This window comes from Pseudomonas sp. NCHU5216 (genome assembly GCF_052156495.1).
Classification (GTDB): Bacteria; Pseudomonadota; Gammaproteobacteria; order Pseudomonadales; family Pseudomonadaceae; genus Aquipseudomonas.
Genome location: NZ_JBQLIX010000009.1, coordinates 91,441 through 105,087 on the forward strand (window position 1 = coordinate 91,441; position 13,647 = coordinate 105,087).

The 13,647-nt window shown below is 58.6% G+C and carries 14 protein-coding genes and 1 tRNA gene; 6 read left to right on the plus strand and 9 right to left on the minus strand.

The window, feature by feature from the left end; genetic code table 11:
* The first annotated feature begins 83 nt into the window (after positions 1 to 83).
* The 4 genes from ACSVIK_RS09395 (at position 84) to ACSVIK_RS09410 (ending at position 2,675) form a co-directional block, all read left to right on the plus strand.
* Complete coding sequence (locus ACSVIK_RS09395) at positions 84 to 947, plus strand: hypothetical protein (protein WP_442444078.1); 864 nt, start codon at positions 84 to 86, stop codon at positions 945 to 947.
* A gap of 156 nt (positions 948 to 1,103) precedes the next feature.
* A complete protein-coding gene (locus ACSVIK_RS09400) occupies positions 1,104 to 1,334 on the plus strand; it encodes a helix-turn-helix transcriptional regulator (protein WP_442444079.1) in 231 nt (76 codons plus the stop codon).
* Positions 1,331 to 1,789 (plus strand): Rha family transcriptional regulator, encoded by a 459-nt coding sequence (locus tag ACSVIK_RS09405; RefSeq protein ID WP_442444080.1) that lies wholly within the window; start codon positions 1,331 to 1,333, stop codon positions 1,787 to 1,789. Before ACSVIK_RS09400 ends, ACSVIK_RS09405 begins: the two co-directional genes overlap by 4 nt.
* A gap of 253 nt (positions 1,790 to 2,042) precedes the next feature.
* Positions 2,043 to 2,675 carry a hypothetical protein gene (locus ACSVIK_RS09410; protein WP_442444081.1) on the plus strand — a complete coding sequence of 211 codons (633 nt, stop codon included), beginning with the start codon at positions 2,043 to 2,045 and terminating at the stop codon, positions 2,673 to 2,675.
* Positions 2,676 to 2,786: 111 nt separating this feature from the next.
* Here ACSVIK_RS09410 and ACSVIK_RS09415 read toward each other — a convergent pair whose 3' ends face one another.
* The 8 genes from ACSVIK_RS09415 to ACSVIK_RS09450 all read right to left on the minus strand — a co-directional run bounded on the left by ACSVIK_RS09415 (position 2,787) and on the right by ACSVIK_RS09450 (position 11,468).
* On the minus strand, positions 2,787 to 3,074 hold the full coding sequence (locus ACSVIK_RS09415) for a hypothetical protein (RefSeq protein WP_442444082.1): 288 nt from the start codon (positions 3,072 to 3,074) through the stop codon (positions 2,787 to 2,789).
* A 268-nt stretch (positions 3,075 to 3,342) separates the two neighbouring features.
* Entirely contained in the window at positions 3,343 to 3,891 is a 549-nt protein-coding gene (locus ACSVIK_RS09420) for a hypothetical protein (RefSeq protein WP_442444083.1), read from the minus strand.
* Entirely contained in the window at positions 3,888 to 4,817 is a 930-nt protein-coding gene (locus ACSVIK_RS09425; protein WP_442444084.1) for a hypothetical protein, read from the minus strand. Before ACSVIK_RS09425 ends, ACSVIK_RS09420 begins: the two co-directional genes overlap by 4 nt.
* A 141-nt stretch (positions 4,818 to 4,958) precedes the next feature.
* A complete protein-coding gene (locus ACSVIK_RS09430) occupies positions 4,959 to 5,678 on the minus strand; it encodes a hypothetical protein (protein ID WP_442444085.1) in 720 nt (239 codons plus the stop codon).
* Between the two features lie 48 nt (positions 5,679 to 5,726).
* Positions 5,727 to 5,978 carry a helix-turn-helix domain-containing protein gene (locus tag ACSVIK_RS09435; protein WP_442444086.1) on the minus strand — a complete coding sequence of 84 codons (252 nt, stop codon included), beginning with the start codon at positions 5,976 to 5,978 and terminating at the stop codon, positions 5,727 to 5,729.
* A 542-nt stretch (positions 5,979 to 6,520) separates the two neighbouring features.
* Positions 6,521 to 6,595 (minus strand) — tRNA-Arg (locus ACSVIK_RS09440).
* 220 nt (positions 6,596 to 6,815) lie between these two features.
* On the minus strand, positions 6,816 to 7,928 hold the full coding sequence (locus ACSVIK_RS09445; RefSeq protein ID WP_442444087.1) for a Leu/Phe/Val dehydrogenase: 1,113 nt from the start codon (positions 7,926 to 7,928) through the stop codon (positions 6,816 to 6,818).
* 72 nt (positions 7,929 to 8,000) lie between these two features.
* The gene (locus ACSVIK_RS09450) at positions 8,001 to 11,468 is read right to left on the minus strand and encodes an indolepyruvate ferredoxin oxidoreductase family protein (protein ID WP_442444088.1); all 3,468 of its coding nucleotides are present in this window, start codon (positions 11,466 to 11,468) and stop codon (positions 8,001 to 8,003) included.
* A 196-nt stretch (positions 11,469 to 11,664) separates the two neighbouring features.
* Between ACSVIK_RS09450 and ACSVIK_RS09455 the strand changes: the two genes are divergently transcribed.
* Positions 11,665 to 12,132: an Lrp/AsnC family transcriptional regulator gene (locus ACSVIK_RS09455; protein WP_442444089.1), complete on the plus strand. Its 468-nt coding sequence runs from the start codon at positions 11,665 to 11,667 to the stop codon at positions 12,130 to 12,132.
* Here ACSVIK_RS09455 and ACSVIK_RS09460 read toward each other — a convergent pair.
* Complete coding sequence (locus ACSVIK_RS09460; protein WP_442444090.1) at positions 12,118 to 13,113, minus strand: DMT family transporter; 996 nt, start codon at positions 13,111 to 13,113, stop codon at positions 12,118 to 12,120. The genes ACSVIK_RS09455 and ACSVIK_RS09460 overlap by 15 nt on opposite strands.
* A gap of 280 nt (positions 13,114 to 13,393) precedes the next feature.
* Here ACSVIK_RS09460 and ACSVIK_RS09465 point away from each other — a divergent pair, with 280 nt between their 5' ends.
* Positions 13,394 to 13,645 carry a DUF6316 family protein gene (locus ACSVIK_RS09465; RefSeq protein ID WP_442444091.1) on the plus strand — a complete coding sequence of 84 codons (252 nt, stop codon included), beginning with the start codon at positions 13,394 to 13,396 and terminating at the stop codon, positions 13,643 to 13,645.
* The last annotated feature ends 2 nt before the right edge of the window (positions 13,646 to 13,647 follow it).

Consider the following 13,647-nt stretch of genomic DNA (forward strand, 5'->3'; position numbering starts at 1 on the left):
GCACCCGACTGACTCAGATTGTCGAGTCATGGTCTGCAGAGCACCCGCTTAATCCGCGAGCGCTGGCATACGAGCTGGCCGGCGTGTTGCGCACAATTGGGCCGGGCTCTCAGCTCCTGGGGGCAACTGCCGCCAGCGTGACCTTGTTTGATTCCTCCACCGGAGCAGGTGGTATCACCCTTGGCGCCCTGGCTGATTACTTTGATCGGTACGCGGCCGGAGCCTCAGCGGACACGATAGAAACAACCAGCGGAGCCGTCCAAGCCGGCGCGGTGATGTTGAGCAAGCAGTGGCTGGGCCGCCTCGAGAGCGAGGCCGATTCCCGTGCAAAGCTTGCAGCCGGCCTACAACAAATCGCACCAAAACCATTCACCACTGGTGGCGCACAACCGGCTGGGCAGAATCAGTTGCCACTATCTGGCAGCGATCCGCAATGCCTTGCCTTGCTTCAAGAGCAACACCGCCAAGAAGGCCAACAACAGGCCGCCGAACAGCTCGACGCTACCACGCAAGAACTTGCCAGCCTAAAGCAGCAAAGCGCCCGCCTACTGGCAAGGCTTGAGCTTATGCAACGGGAAAAGCATGACGCCGACAACCGCGCCGAGCAATACCGCCGAGAGGCGCAGGAGGAGCGCCGCTGCCGTACGATCACCGAAGAGAAGCTGCACGAGCTGGCGGGAGTTATCGCCTTCATGAACGAAGACAACCCACTGTCACCAGTAGAGGGCAGGCGAGCAGTGACGGCTTGGTGCGACCTGACCGATAACGGCCAGACAGACCCAACGGACGGCACGGGCATAGGCGTAGGCGAGCTGGCGCGGCGTTGGTGGCAGACGCGTTTCGGCGAGCCGAAGGGCATAGTGATGAAGCACCTGCAATGGATACTGGCTTGGCCAGCCCGCAAGAAGGGTGGCGCAGTGGCCAAGAAGTCCCCGAAAAAGGGGTGACAGGTTACAGCCACTGCCCCGCCTGACACTTGGCAAGTTATCCACAACGCAGGTGCTAACCTGTCACCCCTTTACTGAAACCTGTCACCTGTTTCAGCGCTCTCCAGCCACCGAAGCTGTGTCCATGTTCCCAACGCCACCCAAGGAGGTGACAACATGGCCGCATCAGCCCATAAAGTACCGACAGAACGCCCCCACCGCTTCATCAAGCTGCGCGAAGTCAAAGCCCTGACCACCCTCTCCACCTCAGAACTCTACCGCCGCATTGCCGCCGGCACGTTCCCGCGCCAGGTCACGTTTGGGCCAAAATCATCTGCGTGGGTTGAAGCCGAAGTGCTGGAATTGCTCGAAGCGCGCATCTCTGAACGCAGCGGGGTGGCAGCATGAACGTCATTCACCTGACCCAGTACCAAAATGAAACCCGCGTAGATAGCCGTGTTATTGCAGAGCAGTTGGGCAACCAGCATGAAAGCTCGATGAGGCTGATCCGTACCTACAAGACTGACTTTGAAGAACTGGGAATACTCCGATTTCAAATCGGAGAAATCATCGGCCGAGGACAGCCGGAACAGTTCGCACTGCTCAACGAAGATCAGGCCTATCTGCTGCTGACCTACAGTCGGAACACCAAAAAAGTGAGAGCCCTCAAGGTCAACCTGGTGATAGCCTTTCGTGAAGCCAGATATGGCAGCGCCTACAAGGTGCTGGCGGCGCGCAAGGAGGAGGCCAGCAAGTGTGGCCGTGGCCTGGCTCAATGGCGCTACGACAAGTCCGTGGTCTATGAGCGTGTTGCCTACCTGCGCGAACAGCTCAAGCTACCAATCGACCTGGAGGGTGTATGAAGAGGCTTGCACTTTCAAAGCGCCGAGGTCTGATCAGATTAGCGAAGATACAACCAGAGGCCACATGGCCTCTGGCTGGTCAGGTTGCCGCGGGTAGCTCACACAGCCTGGTAGCTTGTCCGCTCTGCATACTCCGTCATTGGTAGATGTCCGAAACCCTTACCGCCACTCTGAAATATGCAAGCTCGCAGCGCCTTGGCAGCCTATTCCACGACTGGCAAACTGCCGCCCTTTACCAAGGACGCAGCCCTATATGGAAATCTTCAAGCAAGCCCTGGCATTCATAGACGCCAGATACATTCCTGCATTCACCGTCGCGGTGACCCTGCTGTCACTGCTGCCCAAGCTGGTGGCGCCGCTGATGAGCGCGCTGGAAGCTCACGACAAACACTTCGTGCGTAAGCCAATGGAGCGGCTGAGAGCCCTACGCTCTAGTGTCGCCAAAAATCCGAACCTCTCCCACTACCTGGAAAGCTCCATCGAGCTGGAAGCGTTTCGTATAGCCTCGGGGGTCAACACCAGCCGGGCCAAGATGGAGTTTTTGATAGCACTGAACAAAGACGGCACATGGACAAAGCAGCAGCTACGCCGCCTCTCACAGCACGTGCACATCTCTGATGACACTGGGGAACCGCAACTGACCCTAAGTGGCTTCGACAAATTCGCGGCCCTCTGGAGTGCCTACTCTGCTGGAGTAATCGCTCTGCTTGGAGCGACTTTCTTTGTCCTGCTCGCCATCCAGGGCAGCCTTCAGCTCTTCACAGGCGGCGCCTTAACCTTCGCTATATTTATTGCGTTTGCTCGTTTCATTCTGAACGACTACATCAGCTACAAGATCGCTCGCAGCGCCCAAACCGCTCTGGCCAGGCAGCGGCGTAACGCTTGAGCCATCGACCTCAGCGCACCTCGGGCAGATCCCCTGCGGCTTGTGTAGCGCAGCTCCTGTTTCATTGAACACCCAACCAGCATCGGCACGCGCTCCAGGTGGTGGGAGGTGTTACAGCGGGTCGCCGATCAGCACCGCCGTACCGGTGTCACCCTCGCGTTCGCCGTCACCGGGACGCCACTCCAGCGTGGCGCCCTCGCCCACCAGATCCACGTTCAGGATGCGGTGCAGGCACTCGCCCATGCCGTCCTTGTCGATGGCCGACAGGTGCTGGTAATCCCAAGCGGTCACCTCATAGTCGAACGCCTGCGCTTCCAGATTCTGACCTTCGGTGTGGTACAGCAGCGAGGCATACGCCTCCAGGCAGGTCTGCCGCTCACGGTTGCAGATGATCTCCACGCCGTAGGCATACCCTCAAGGGTGCGCCAGCCGCCCCAGATGATCAGGTTGTCACCCTCGGCAATGCGCAACGGGGAATGGTAGCGGTGCGCTCCAGCGGCGCAGGCCGGCGATCCAGATGGCCACATAAACGGCCACCAGGACAGAAGCGAGGGCAACGGAGAGATAGCAAAGAATGGGCATGGTCGAACTCCTTTTCGTGGGAGGTGCCGTCCTGGCATCAATTCAATGACCCTAGCCTACCCGCAAGGATAGAGTAATTGTACAGTTACCTTGCAGTAGTCAGAAGAACATGAAGGCGTTTAACAACCATAACGATAGTGAGCATAAGGTTAGAGACAGCAAACAACGCAAGCGGCGTGAGAAAGTAAACCTCTAAAGAGAAAGCACCAAATACCTTTACACCACTAAAAACGCTTCCTAAAAAACAAGCCAATATCAGAAACAACGCGATCAATATCGAGTAACTAATATTCAAATAAAGCTCACGCAGCAACTCAATTCGCAACTCAAACAGACTAGACACTGTCTTTCCCGCATCAACTTGAGCATCTCTGTAAGCATGAGCTTTATTTTCCTGCTCGTAGACCAGCACTAGAACGGACAATAATAATGCCGTAAATATAGCGCCAAAAGTCACCAGCAAAGATATCTGAGCCTCACTTAGCTTTAGCCCAAACACGACCCCAAGAGCCGCAAAGATAAAGGGCAAGCCAATAAAAATAAGGTAATCCCCCAGCAAGGCAGCACCACTTGCCCCCTTAAGAGTGAGATAGTGCCCCTTGACAATTTCAAGCACGTTAATCTTGCTTGTCATACAGGAACCTTTACGCCTTTATATAGGTTGTTAGCAAGCTCAGAGAGCAGCTTATCACACCACTTGATCAATGATGGTATATCTGGATTCCCACCAGGGCATGGCACTTCTTTCTCGTCAAGTTCAATTTGGCATACCTGATCGGGTAGGTTTTTCCCCATTCTAAATGTGCGAGTTTTGCCATTAATCACAACCTTAGTTCGCACTTGCTCGCACATTGGAGTAAGAACTTCAAGCAACTGATGCTCATCTGTGCCCTGCTTGAAAAACTCTTCAAGCTTGCCTAAATCCTTTTTTCGGCCGGGATTGATAACAAGTGTCTGTTCACCATGACCTAGAGACTTTAGGCGATCAGCAATGTCGCTACACTCAGTAAATTTTACCAATTTAATTTCTTTGGTCTTAGCGCCCAGCCACTGTTTATACGCAGTCAAATACGGGAGAGGCCGCATCTGCAAAGGTCGCTTTACAATTGCCTTAAAATTATCTAACAACAGTTCGTAAAGCAAAGTTTTAACACCATCACCACCATGATTCAGCATCAGGCATATACCTTCATTCATACCAGCAGGCAACAGCATATCCACATAGTAGTCAATGATCTCGGCATTTGACTCAAGTTTTTGATAATCTACATTCCCCGTCTTAATATCTATAATGTCGCCTTTTCGGCCATACGCACCAACTTGAAACAGCCCGCGAATTCGACGACTATTATCATCAAAAATAAACGACTTGAATCTATATATTTGCTTGCGACTCTGAATAACTGTATACGCTCCATCATTCAGACCATCAATATAATTTTTAGTTACCACATAAAGATCAAACGCACCAATCCTATCCAGAACATCATACCGTCTATCAATAGGCCCAGCCAAATTCGCATTAAAACAGCGAAAAGTATATGGAGACACCGAATGCATCAACTACCCCTTATATTGCTTCTTATTAATTTCATTCAGCAACTCCAGAACATCTTCTTCTGTCATGCCAGAGTTCTTGTCCACAGCCTTTTTACTAGAAGCTCTTGCCTTTAACCACTTCAACCCTAATGCCACTGCATTTTAACTATTTGCACCAACCGAAGACGCAACTTTTTTCCTATACTCATCTAGCTCCGCTCGAATACGACGCAACTCCTCCGTCTTCTGCCCAACAGTCGCATCATTCGCTCTCTTAAGGTCTTTTATTTCATCTTGTAGATTCCTATTTGAGGCTTTTAGATTTTCCAGGACGCCACCATTAGCGCTCATCTCACTAAGGAACTTTTTAGCATCCTGCCTAGCACCTTCCAATTCCATTGCTTGCTGAGCCATTCTTTCTTCTAACTCTTTGATAAGTGCTCGGCATTGCTTCAAAGCGGTATCCTTTTTATCAAGTTCCGCCTCATACCTAGCAGCCTCAGAATGTCGCTCGGCAATAATCTTACGAGATTCCTCGACACTAAGTGGCGTTTCATCTTCCACTCTATGTCTAATCTTTCGATTTTCGCGACTTTGCTTTAGCGCGTACTCATATACCCATCGAGAGGGGTGCGGGTAGATGATTATATATATCAAAGCCGTCGCCAGTGGAACTAGAACACCCCATACGACCACAGAAACAGAGTCAGGATACAGATGATTTTGCACGTATGAAAATTTCACATAAGGCTTCATATCCGAGACCAAGATCACAACAAGCTTATAATTCCAGATAAGCCAGGAGACAATAAACGTCCCAGTTAGTGGATTTGTAAATCTGTCTTTAATGGCAGCCCCGATGGAGTCAAAAATATCTCTCACGCCAACCTCGCTAGATCAACACTAGGCATTACCAATATCCATAGCATTTCAGCCCACCTCATCTGTAAAGCTGCGCCGAGCAATCAGCACATAGCTGAGATCCACCCCGCAATGAGCCAGGTAGGCCATGAGTTGCATTGTCAGAGGACGTTGGCTGCCAGCCTCGATTGCGTTCATTTTTCGCAGGCTGATTCCAAGCTTGGCGGCTAACTGGGCTGGAGTAAGGCCGAGCCGCTCGCGCTCTTGGGCGATGCGGTGGCCGATCAGGTGTGGGGGATGCTGGGTGTCGGTCGCTAACATGATCTGGGTATTCCTTTACGTTCCCAACGGGAACAGATAATGCCAGCCTTTTGCCAGCTACGACAACGGCCTCCCGCTCCGAAATACGTAGCTCTAGGGTATTCGGGCGTTTCTTCTCCTCGAGCAGTTCGCTGTATTTCTCGCTGGTCACCACAGGGCTGACAGCGTCCGTTCATGCCCAGTGAGATCGATCCTGAGCCATCCTCCAACAATCGTCGCAGCCGTTCCTCCTAGGACTCTTCATGCTCCTGTTCATAGAGGTTGTATGCCTGGCGCTCCAGGGTGATCAGTGCCTTCAACGTCTCGCCCAGCGACTCGACCAGCCAATTCTCTCGCCTCCTACTCAATCTCCTTAGCCAACTGATCCAATGCCGCGCGCACCAACTCCAGCGCGCTGGGTATCACCAAGCGTGTCGACATTCTCAACGGCGTCTATACGTCATTTGGAAGAATTCAAGCAAAAGAAAACCGGCTCTAGTGGCCGGTTTGTCTTGGTTCCCGTCTTATTCGGGTGGATGCGGGAACATCCGGGAGAATGTCTATGGCGTCCCCTGCTGGAATCGAACCAGCATCTAGCCCTTAGGAGGGGCTTATTCTATCCGTTGAACTAAGGGGACAGGGCCGTATTCGCAACGGCCGGGCGGCATCTTAGCGGCGACGCGCGCATTTGTCATGTCGTGCCCCGCTCAGAGCCTAGCAGGCCGTTGAAAACCGTAGGCGAGGCAGCCAGTGCAAGGCAAAAACAGCCGAAAAAGCGCAGTTTACGTGTTGTAAATGAGCATTTTGAGGCTGTTTTTAACGCAGCAATGGCAACACAGGTAGTTTTTCAACAGCCTGCTAGCGCTGCCAGCCCTGAGCCGCGACCTTGAGGCTCGTCGCCGCACGCGCCGGTTGCTGACCGCCGCGCAAGCGCTCCAACGCCATGCGGTCGGCAATCGCAGTGGTGGTCGCGCCCTCTTGCTCGGCACGCTGGAAGATTTCCGTCAGGGTCGGGCCGATGGTCTCGATATGGGCCTTGAGCTCGGCCGCACTACCACCGGTGCGCTCGTAGCAGACATCGATGATGCCGCCGGCATTGATCGCGTAATCCGGCGCATACAGGCACTCGCGGCGGCGCAGCAGTTCGGCCAGGCTGGCATCGGCCAACTGGTTGTTGGCCGCACCGGCGATGATCGGGGCACGCAGCGCTTCGAGACTCTGCAGGTTGACGCTGGCCCCCAGCGCGCAGGGCGCGAATACGTCCACGTCGAGGCGGTAGATATCGTGCTGGCCGACCGCAGTGGCACCAAGCTGGCTGACGGCACGCTGCACGTTGGCTTCGACTATGTCCGTCACCCACAATTGCGCACCGGCCTCCTTGAGCAGCCTGGCCAGGCCGAAGCCGACCTGACCGACACCCTGGATGGCCACGCGCACGCCATCCAGATTCTGGCGCCCGAGACGGTGCGCCACAGCGGCCTGGATACCAATGAATACACCATAGGCGGTGGAGGGCGAGGGATCACCGTCACGACGGCCACCGCCGAATGCTTCACGCTGCCCGGCACCGGCGACATGGCGGGTGCGCTCGGCCATGATGCGCATTTCGGCCACGCCGGTACCGGAATCCGCAGCGGTGATGTAACGCCCACCCAGGCTGTCGACGAAATCCCCCATGGCCTGGAACAGCGCCTCGCTCTTGCCGGTGTGCGGGTCGCCGATGATCACCGCCTTGCCGCCACCCAGCGGCAGACGCGCCAGGGCCGATTTGTAAGTCATGCCACGCGACAGGCGCAGTACGTCGCGCAACGCGTCCTCGTCGCTGGCGTAGTTCCACATGCGGCAGCCGCCCAGTGCCGGGCCAAGGGTGCTGTCGTGAATGGCGATGATGGCGCGCAGGCCACTGGCCTGGTCGTGGCCATAGACCACCTGTTCGTGATGATCGAAGTCGATGTGGTTGAAGACGGACATCGGGTTACCTCGGATATAAAAGGCCGCCCCTCTCCCGCGCGGGAGAGGGTGGCAAAGGGGATCAGTGAACGCTCAGGCCGCCGGCTCGAACAGTTGCACCGCGGCAATCTCGCTGACGGTCAGGCGAGCCTTGAGCTGATTGGCCTGCTCGCGCGCCTTGGTCAGCGCCGCCTCCTTGACATGGCCGTAGCCGCGGATCTGCTCCGGAATCTCGGCCAGGGCCACCGCCGTGCGGTAGTTGTCGGGCTTGAGCTCGCGCAGCAGATAAGCCACGTTGGCCTCGTACTCCTCAATCAGCTCGCGCTCCAGGCGCCGCTCGGCACTGTGGCCGAAGGGGTCGAAGACGCTGCCACGCAGGAACTTGAAGCGCGCCAGCACGCCGAAGGCCTTGAGCATCCAGGGGCCGAAGCTGCGTTTGATGGGCTCGCCGGTGACAGCATCGGGCTTGCTCAGCCAGCTCGGCGCCAGGTGAAATTGCAGGCGGTATTCCCCCTGGAACTGCGCTTCGAGCTGCTGGCGGAAGCTGCCATCGCTGTACAGGCGCGCCACTTCGTACTCGTCCTTGTAGGCCAGCAGTTTGTAGTAGTAGCGCGCCACCGCCTTGCTCAGGCGCTGCTCGGCATCGCTGTCGGCCTGGCGCACGCGCGCGACCAGCTCGCGGTAGCGTTGGGCATAGGCGGCGTTCTGATAGGCAGTCAGACGCTGAGCACGATCCTCGACGAGCTCATCGAGCGTGCTGCAATGCGGCGCCTCGACCACCTGGGGGGCGACGAGTTTTTCCACCGCCGCCCGGTCATGGGCGGTACGCCGCCCCCAGAGGAAGGCCTGCTGGTTGAAGGCGACGGCCACGCCATTGAGCTCGATGGCCTTGTCGATGGCTTCGGCCGAGATCGGCACAAGGCCCTTCTGGTAGGCAAAGCCGAGCATAAACAGGTTGCTGGCGATGCTGTCGCCGAGCAGCCGGGTGGCCAGGCGGGTGGCATCGACGAAGTGGGTCTTGCCCTCGCCCACCGCCTCGCTGATCGCCTCGCGCATGGCGGCGCCGGGCACCTGGGCATCGGGGTTACGGGTGAACTCGGCGGTCGGGGTTTCATGGCTGTTGATCACCGCATGGGCGATCTTGTCGTTGAGCTTGGCCAGGGCATCTTCGCTGGCGGCCACCACCAGGTCGCAGCCCAGCAGCAGGTCGGCTTCGCCAGCAGCGATGCGCACGGCGTAGATGTCCTGCTGCCGCTCGGCGATGCGGATATGGCTGATCACCGGGCCGAATTTCTGCGCCAGGCCGGCTTGGTCGAGCACGGTGCAGCCCTTGCCTTCGATATGCGCGGCCATGCCCAGCAAAGCGCCGACTGTGGTCACGCCGCTGCCACCGACGCCAGGCAGGAGGATGTTCCATGGCCGCGCCAGGGCCGGGCGCCGGGGCTCGGGCAGCGTCACGAAGAGCGCCTTGGCGCCCACCGCTTCGGGCTTGCGCAGGCTGCCGCCGTGCACGGTGACGAAACTCGGGCAGAAGCCTTCCAGGCAACTGAAGTCCTTGTTGCAGGCGCTCTGGTCGATCTCGCGCTTACGCCCCAGCTCGGTTTCCAGCGGCAGCACCGACAGGCAGTTGGATTTCACGCTGCAATCGCCACAGCCTTCGCACACTGCCGGGTTGATGAACACCCGTTTGGCCGGGTCGACCAGCTTGCCGCGCTTGCGCCGCCGGCGTTTCTCGGTGGCGCAGGTCTGGTCGTAGAGGATCACCGACACGCCCTTGAACTCACGCAGCTCGCGTTGCACGGCATCCAGTTCACGGCGGTGATGGAAGGTCACACCCGGGGCGAAGGTGGCGCGACTCGGGTATTTGTCCGGCTCGTCACTGACCAGGGCGATGCGTTTCACCCCCTCGGCGTGCACCTGCTGGCTGAGCTGGTCAATGCGCAGCTCGCCGTCGATGGGCTGGCCGCCGGTCATGGCCACGGCGTCGTTGTAGAGGATCTTGTAGGTGATGTTGATCCCGGCGGCCACGGCCGCACGCAGCGCCAGGTGACCGGAGTGGAAGTAGGTGCCATCACCCAGGTTCTGGAACACGTGCGGCGTATCGGTGAACGGCGCCTGGCCGATCCAGGTGGCACCCTCGCCGCCCATCTGGGTGAAGGTGTCGGTGCTGCGGTCCATCCACTGGGTCATGTAGTGGCAGCCGATGCCGCCGAGAGCGCGGCTGCCTTCCGGCACCTTGGTCGAGCTGTTGTGCGGGCAGCCGGAACAGAAATGCGGGGTGCGCAGGGTCTTGTGCTTGGGCGCGGCCAGGGCCTGTTCCTTGGCATCGAGGAAGGCCAGGCGCTCTTCGATGGTGGGGCTGCTGTAGATCGGTGCGAAGCGCTTGGCGATCACTCGGGCGATCATCGCCGGGGTCAGCTCGCCGAGGTTGGGCAGCAGCGAGTTACCCTGCTCGTCGAACTCGCCCACCACACGCGGACGCTTGCCCACCGGCCAGTTGTAAAGCTGGCCGGTGAGCTGGTCCTCGATGACGCTGCGTTTTTCCTCCACCACCAGGATCTCATCCAGGCCTTCGGCGAAGCGATGCACGGATACCGGCTCCAGCGGCCAGCTCATGCCAACCTTGAGCACGCGCAGGCCGACCCTGGCGCACAGCGCCTCGTCCAGGCCGAGGTCATCCAGGGCCTGGCGCACGTCGAGGTAGGACTTGCCGGTGGTGATGATGCCCAAGCGCGGGTTGGGCGAATCCAGCTTGACCTGGTTGAGGTCGTTGGCCAGGGCAAAGGCGCGGGCGGCATAGATCTTGTAGACGTTGAGGCGCTTTTCCTGGGCCAGAGGCGGGTCGGGCCAGCGGATGTGCACGCCATCTTCCGGTAACTGGAAGTCCTCGGGAATCTTGATCTGGATGCGCAGCGGGTCGACATCCACCACCGCTGAGGAGTCGACGTTCTCGGCGATGGTCTTCAGCGCCACCCAGCAGCCGCTGTAGCGCGACAGCTCCCAGCCGATGATGCCGTAGTCCAGCACTTCCTGGACGTTGGCCGGGTTGAGCACTGGAATCGACGCGGCGATGAAGGCGTGCTCGCTCTGGTGGGCGATGGTCGAGGACTTGCAGCCATGGTCGTCGCCGGCCAGCAGCAGCACGCCACCATGCTTGGAAACACCGGCCGAGTTGCCGTGTTTGAACACATCACCACTGCGGTCGACGCCCGGCCCCTTGCCGTACCACATGGCGAACACGCCGTCATAGCGCGCGCCAGGGAACAGGTTGGCCTGCTGGCTGCCCCACACGGCAGTAGCCCCCAGCTCTTCGTTGACGCCGGGCTGGAAGTGGATGTGGTTGTCCTTGAGATACTCGCGCGCATCCCACAGGCTCTTGTCCAGGCCGCCCAGGGGCGAGCCGCGATAGCCGGAGATGAAGCAGGCGGTATTCAGACCGAAGGCGGCGTCACGCTGCTTCTGCAACATGGGCAGGCGGGTCAGCGCCTGGGTGCCGGTGAGATAGAGGTGGCCTGTGGCGAGGCGGTATTTGTCATCCAGGCGGATTTCGGCCAGAGACATGGAGCGCTCCTTTTATTCTTATGCGAGCACGAGGAGCGCGACGGTAAACACGCTCCGTTGGTTCCACGGCAGGATCACTGCGGTGGGTTTGTCTAAAGCATGACCGGGGGGTTCCGCTTTTTTCTTTCTATTTTCGGGCTTACGCGACGATACTGCGCATGAACCTTCCAACAATCACAAGAAAACGGAAATAGTCATGCAAGACAAGCTCAGCCCCATCGACCGGCGGATTCTCCGCCTGCTGCAGCACAACGCGGATCTTTCCGCCGCCGAGGTGGCGGAGAAGGTCGAGCTGTCGCAATCACCTTGCTGGCGGCGCATTCATCGTATGCAGGAAGAAGGACTGATCGAACGCAAGGTTGCCCTGCTCAATCCCAAGCGTCTGGGCTTCGGCATCACGGTGTTCGTCGACATCAAGCTGTCCGCCCACGGCCGTGGCAATCTGGAGGAGTTCGAGCAGGCGGTGGTGGGTTATCCGCAGGTGCTGGAGTGTTACACCATGGCCGGCGGCTCGGATTACCTGCTCAAGGTGGTGGCCAAGGACATCGGCGACTACGAGCGCTTCCTGCGTGACCACCTGCTGCAGCGCCCGCACGTGCAGGAGGCGCATTCGCACATCGCCATGAGCGAGGTCAAACGCACCACCGAGCTACCGCTGGATTGAAGCAGCCTGCGCCCTGGCCAGGCGCCGCGCCTGGCGCCGCGCCTGGCGCGCCCGCAGGCTGGCCAGCAACGAGGGGCCGAGTGCCGTCAGAGAAGAGCCCAGCACGACGATCACCGCGCCGGCATAAGCCAGCCCGTTGGCCTGCTCGGGCTGCACGTGCGTAGGCCACCAGCTCGCCGCCAGCGCCACGGAGACGAAGGTCACCAACGGCGTCAGCGCCAGGGTCGCGCTGACCCGCGAAGCCTCCCAGTGCGCCAGCGCCTCGGCGAAGGCACCATAGGCCACCAGGGTGTTCAGGCAACAGGCCAGCAGCAGCCACCCCTGCAAGGGGCTCAACTGCAGCACCTGCAACGGCTGCGCCCAGGGTGTGAGCAACAGCGCGCAGGCCAGGTAGATCACCATCATCACCTGCACCGAATTCCACAGGGTCAGCAACTGCTTCTGCGCCAGACCATAGAAGGTCCAGACGAAAGCAGCCGCCAGCACCGTCAGCACCCCGGTGGTGTAGGTGGTCAGCGAACCGAGCAGCTCATCCAGGCGCTGATTGAAGAACAGGCCGAAGCCCAACAGCATCACCAACAGGCCGATGCCCTGGCCCAGACTGAAGGACTCGCGAAAGACCAATACGCTACTGATCAGCAGCAGGATAGGCGCCACCTGGATTACCAACTGTGTGGTGCCAGGGCTGAGCAGGTTCAGGCCCATCAGGTACAGCACGTAGTTGGCGGTGAGCCCGCCGACTGCCAACAGCAGCAGCCAGGCGCCCTTGCGCCCCAATGGACGAAAGCGTGGCAAGCGTCGGGCAGCGGCAAGATAAGCGAGCAGCAGGGAACCGGCCACCGCCAGGCGATACCAGGTGACCGTGATCGGATCCATCACCTGCAGCACTTCCTTGAGCTTGATCGGCAGGATGCCCCAGAGCAGCGACGTACTCAGGGCGAGCGCCAGGCCGTAGAGCCAACGGCCGGAGGAGATATGCATGAAGACCTCGAACAGGCAGCCAGGCCTGATGCCAGGGCTGCGGGCACCATTGTAGTGCAGTACCCAGGGCCGCCACAGTAACAGTTCGTCGAGGCCTGCAGCCGCAACTGTACTGATCGACGCGCCAGCAGCGTCATCTTTCAGGCGCCAAAATTCATTAAAAACCCTGAAAAGGCCGGTAAAAAACAGAAACCAGCGACCATCCATCGCTTCGCTTGATACCGTGAACTGGCGCACATTAGACTCATCACTCAGACCTTCCCTTTCTCGGGAGTCCGCCATGCATATCCAGCGCAGTGTCGATCAGCAGCCTGGCACCTACTTCCGTAGCGCTCGCGTCAGCTCGGTCAATGGTCGGTATTTCTTCAGCACCCGTGAAGGCACCCTGGAAGGCCCCTTTCGCTCGCTACATGACGCCGAGCGCGGCATCGCCGATTACATCGAGCGGGTATTGCTCGCCGAGAAGCTGTTCAAGCATTGCAGCGAGCATATCGACAGTCTCTATCGCAAGGCGCCGCGCAAGCCCGAGTGAAC

Bases quoted from the DNA above. Each gene is read 5' to 3' on its own strand.
- ACSVIK_RS09465 (WP_442444091.1), top strand. From the start codon at position 13,394: ATGCATATCCAGCGCAGTGTCGATCAGCAGCCTGGCACCTACTTCCGT.
- ACSVIK_RS09405 (WP_442444080.1), top strand. From the start codon at position 1,331: ATGAACGTCATTCACCTGACCCAGTACCAAAATGAAACCCGCGTAGAT.
- ACSVIK_RS09435 (WP_442444086.1), bottom strand. From the start codon at position 5,978: ATGTTAGCGACCGACACCCAGCATCCCCCACACCTGATCGGCCACCGC.
- ACSVIK_RS09400 (WP_442444079.1), top strand. From the start codon at position 1,104: ATGGCCGCATCAGCCCATAAAGTACCGACAGAACGCCCCCACCGCTTC.
- ACSVIK_RS09455 (WP_442444089.1), top strand. From the start codon at position 11,665: ATGCAAGACAAGCTCAGCCCCATCGACCGGCGGATTCTCCGCCTGCTG.
- ACSVIK_RS09425 (WP_442444084.1), bottom strand. From the start codon at position 4,817: ATGCATTCGGTGTCTCCATATACTTTTCGCTGTTTTAATGCGAATTTG.
- ACSVIK_RS09445 (WP_442444087.1), bottom strand. From the start codon at position 7,928: ATGTCCGTCTTCAACCACATCGACTTCGATCATCACGAACAGGTGGTC.
- ACSVIK_RS09460 (WP_442444090.1), bottom strand. From the start codon at position 13,113: ATGCATATCTCCTCCGGCCGTTGGCTCTACGGCCTGGCGCTCGCCCTG.
- ACSVIK_RS09450 (WP_442444088.1), bottom strand. From the start codon at position 11,468: ATGTCTCTGGCCGAAATCCGCCTGGATGACAAATACCGCCTCGCCACA.
- ACSVIK_RS09410 (WP_442444081.1), top strand. From the start codon at position 2,043: ATGGAAATCTTCAAGCAAGCCCTGGCATTCATAGACGCCAGATACATT.
- ACSVIK_RS09420 (WP_442444083.1), bottom strand. From the start codon at position 3,891: ATGACAAGCAAGATTAACGTGCTTGAAATTGTCAAGGGGCACTATCTC.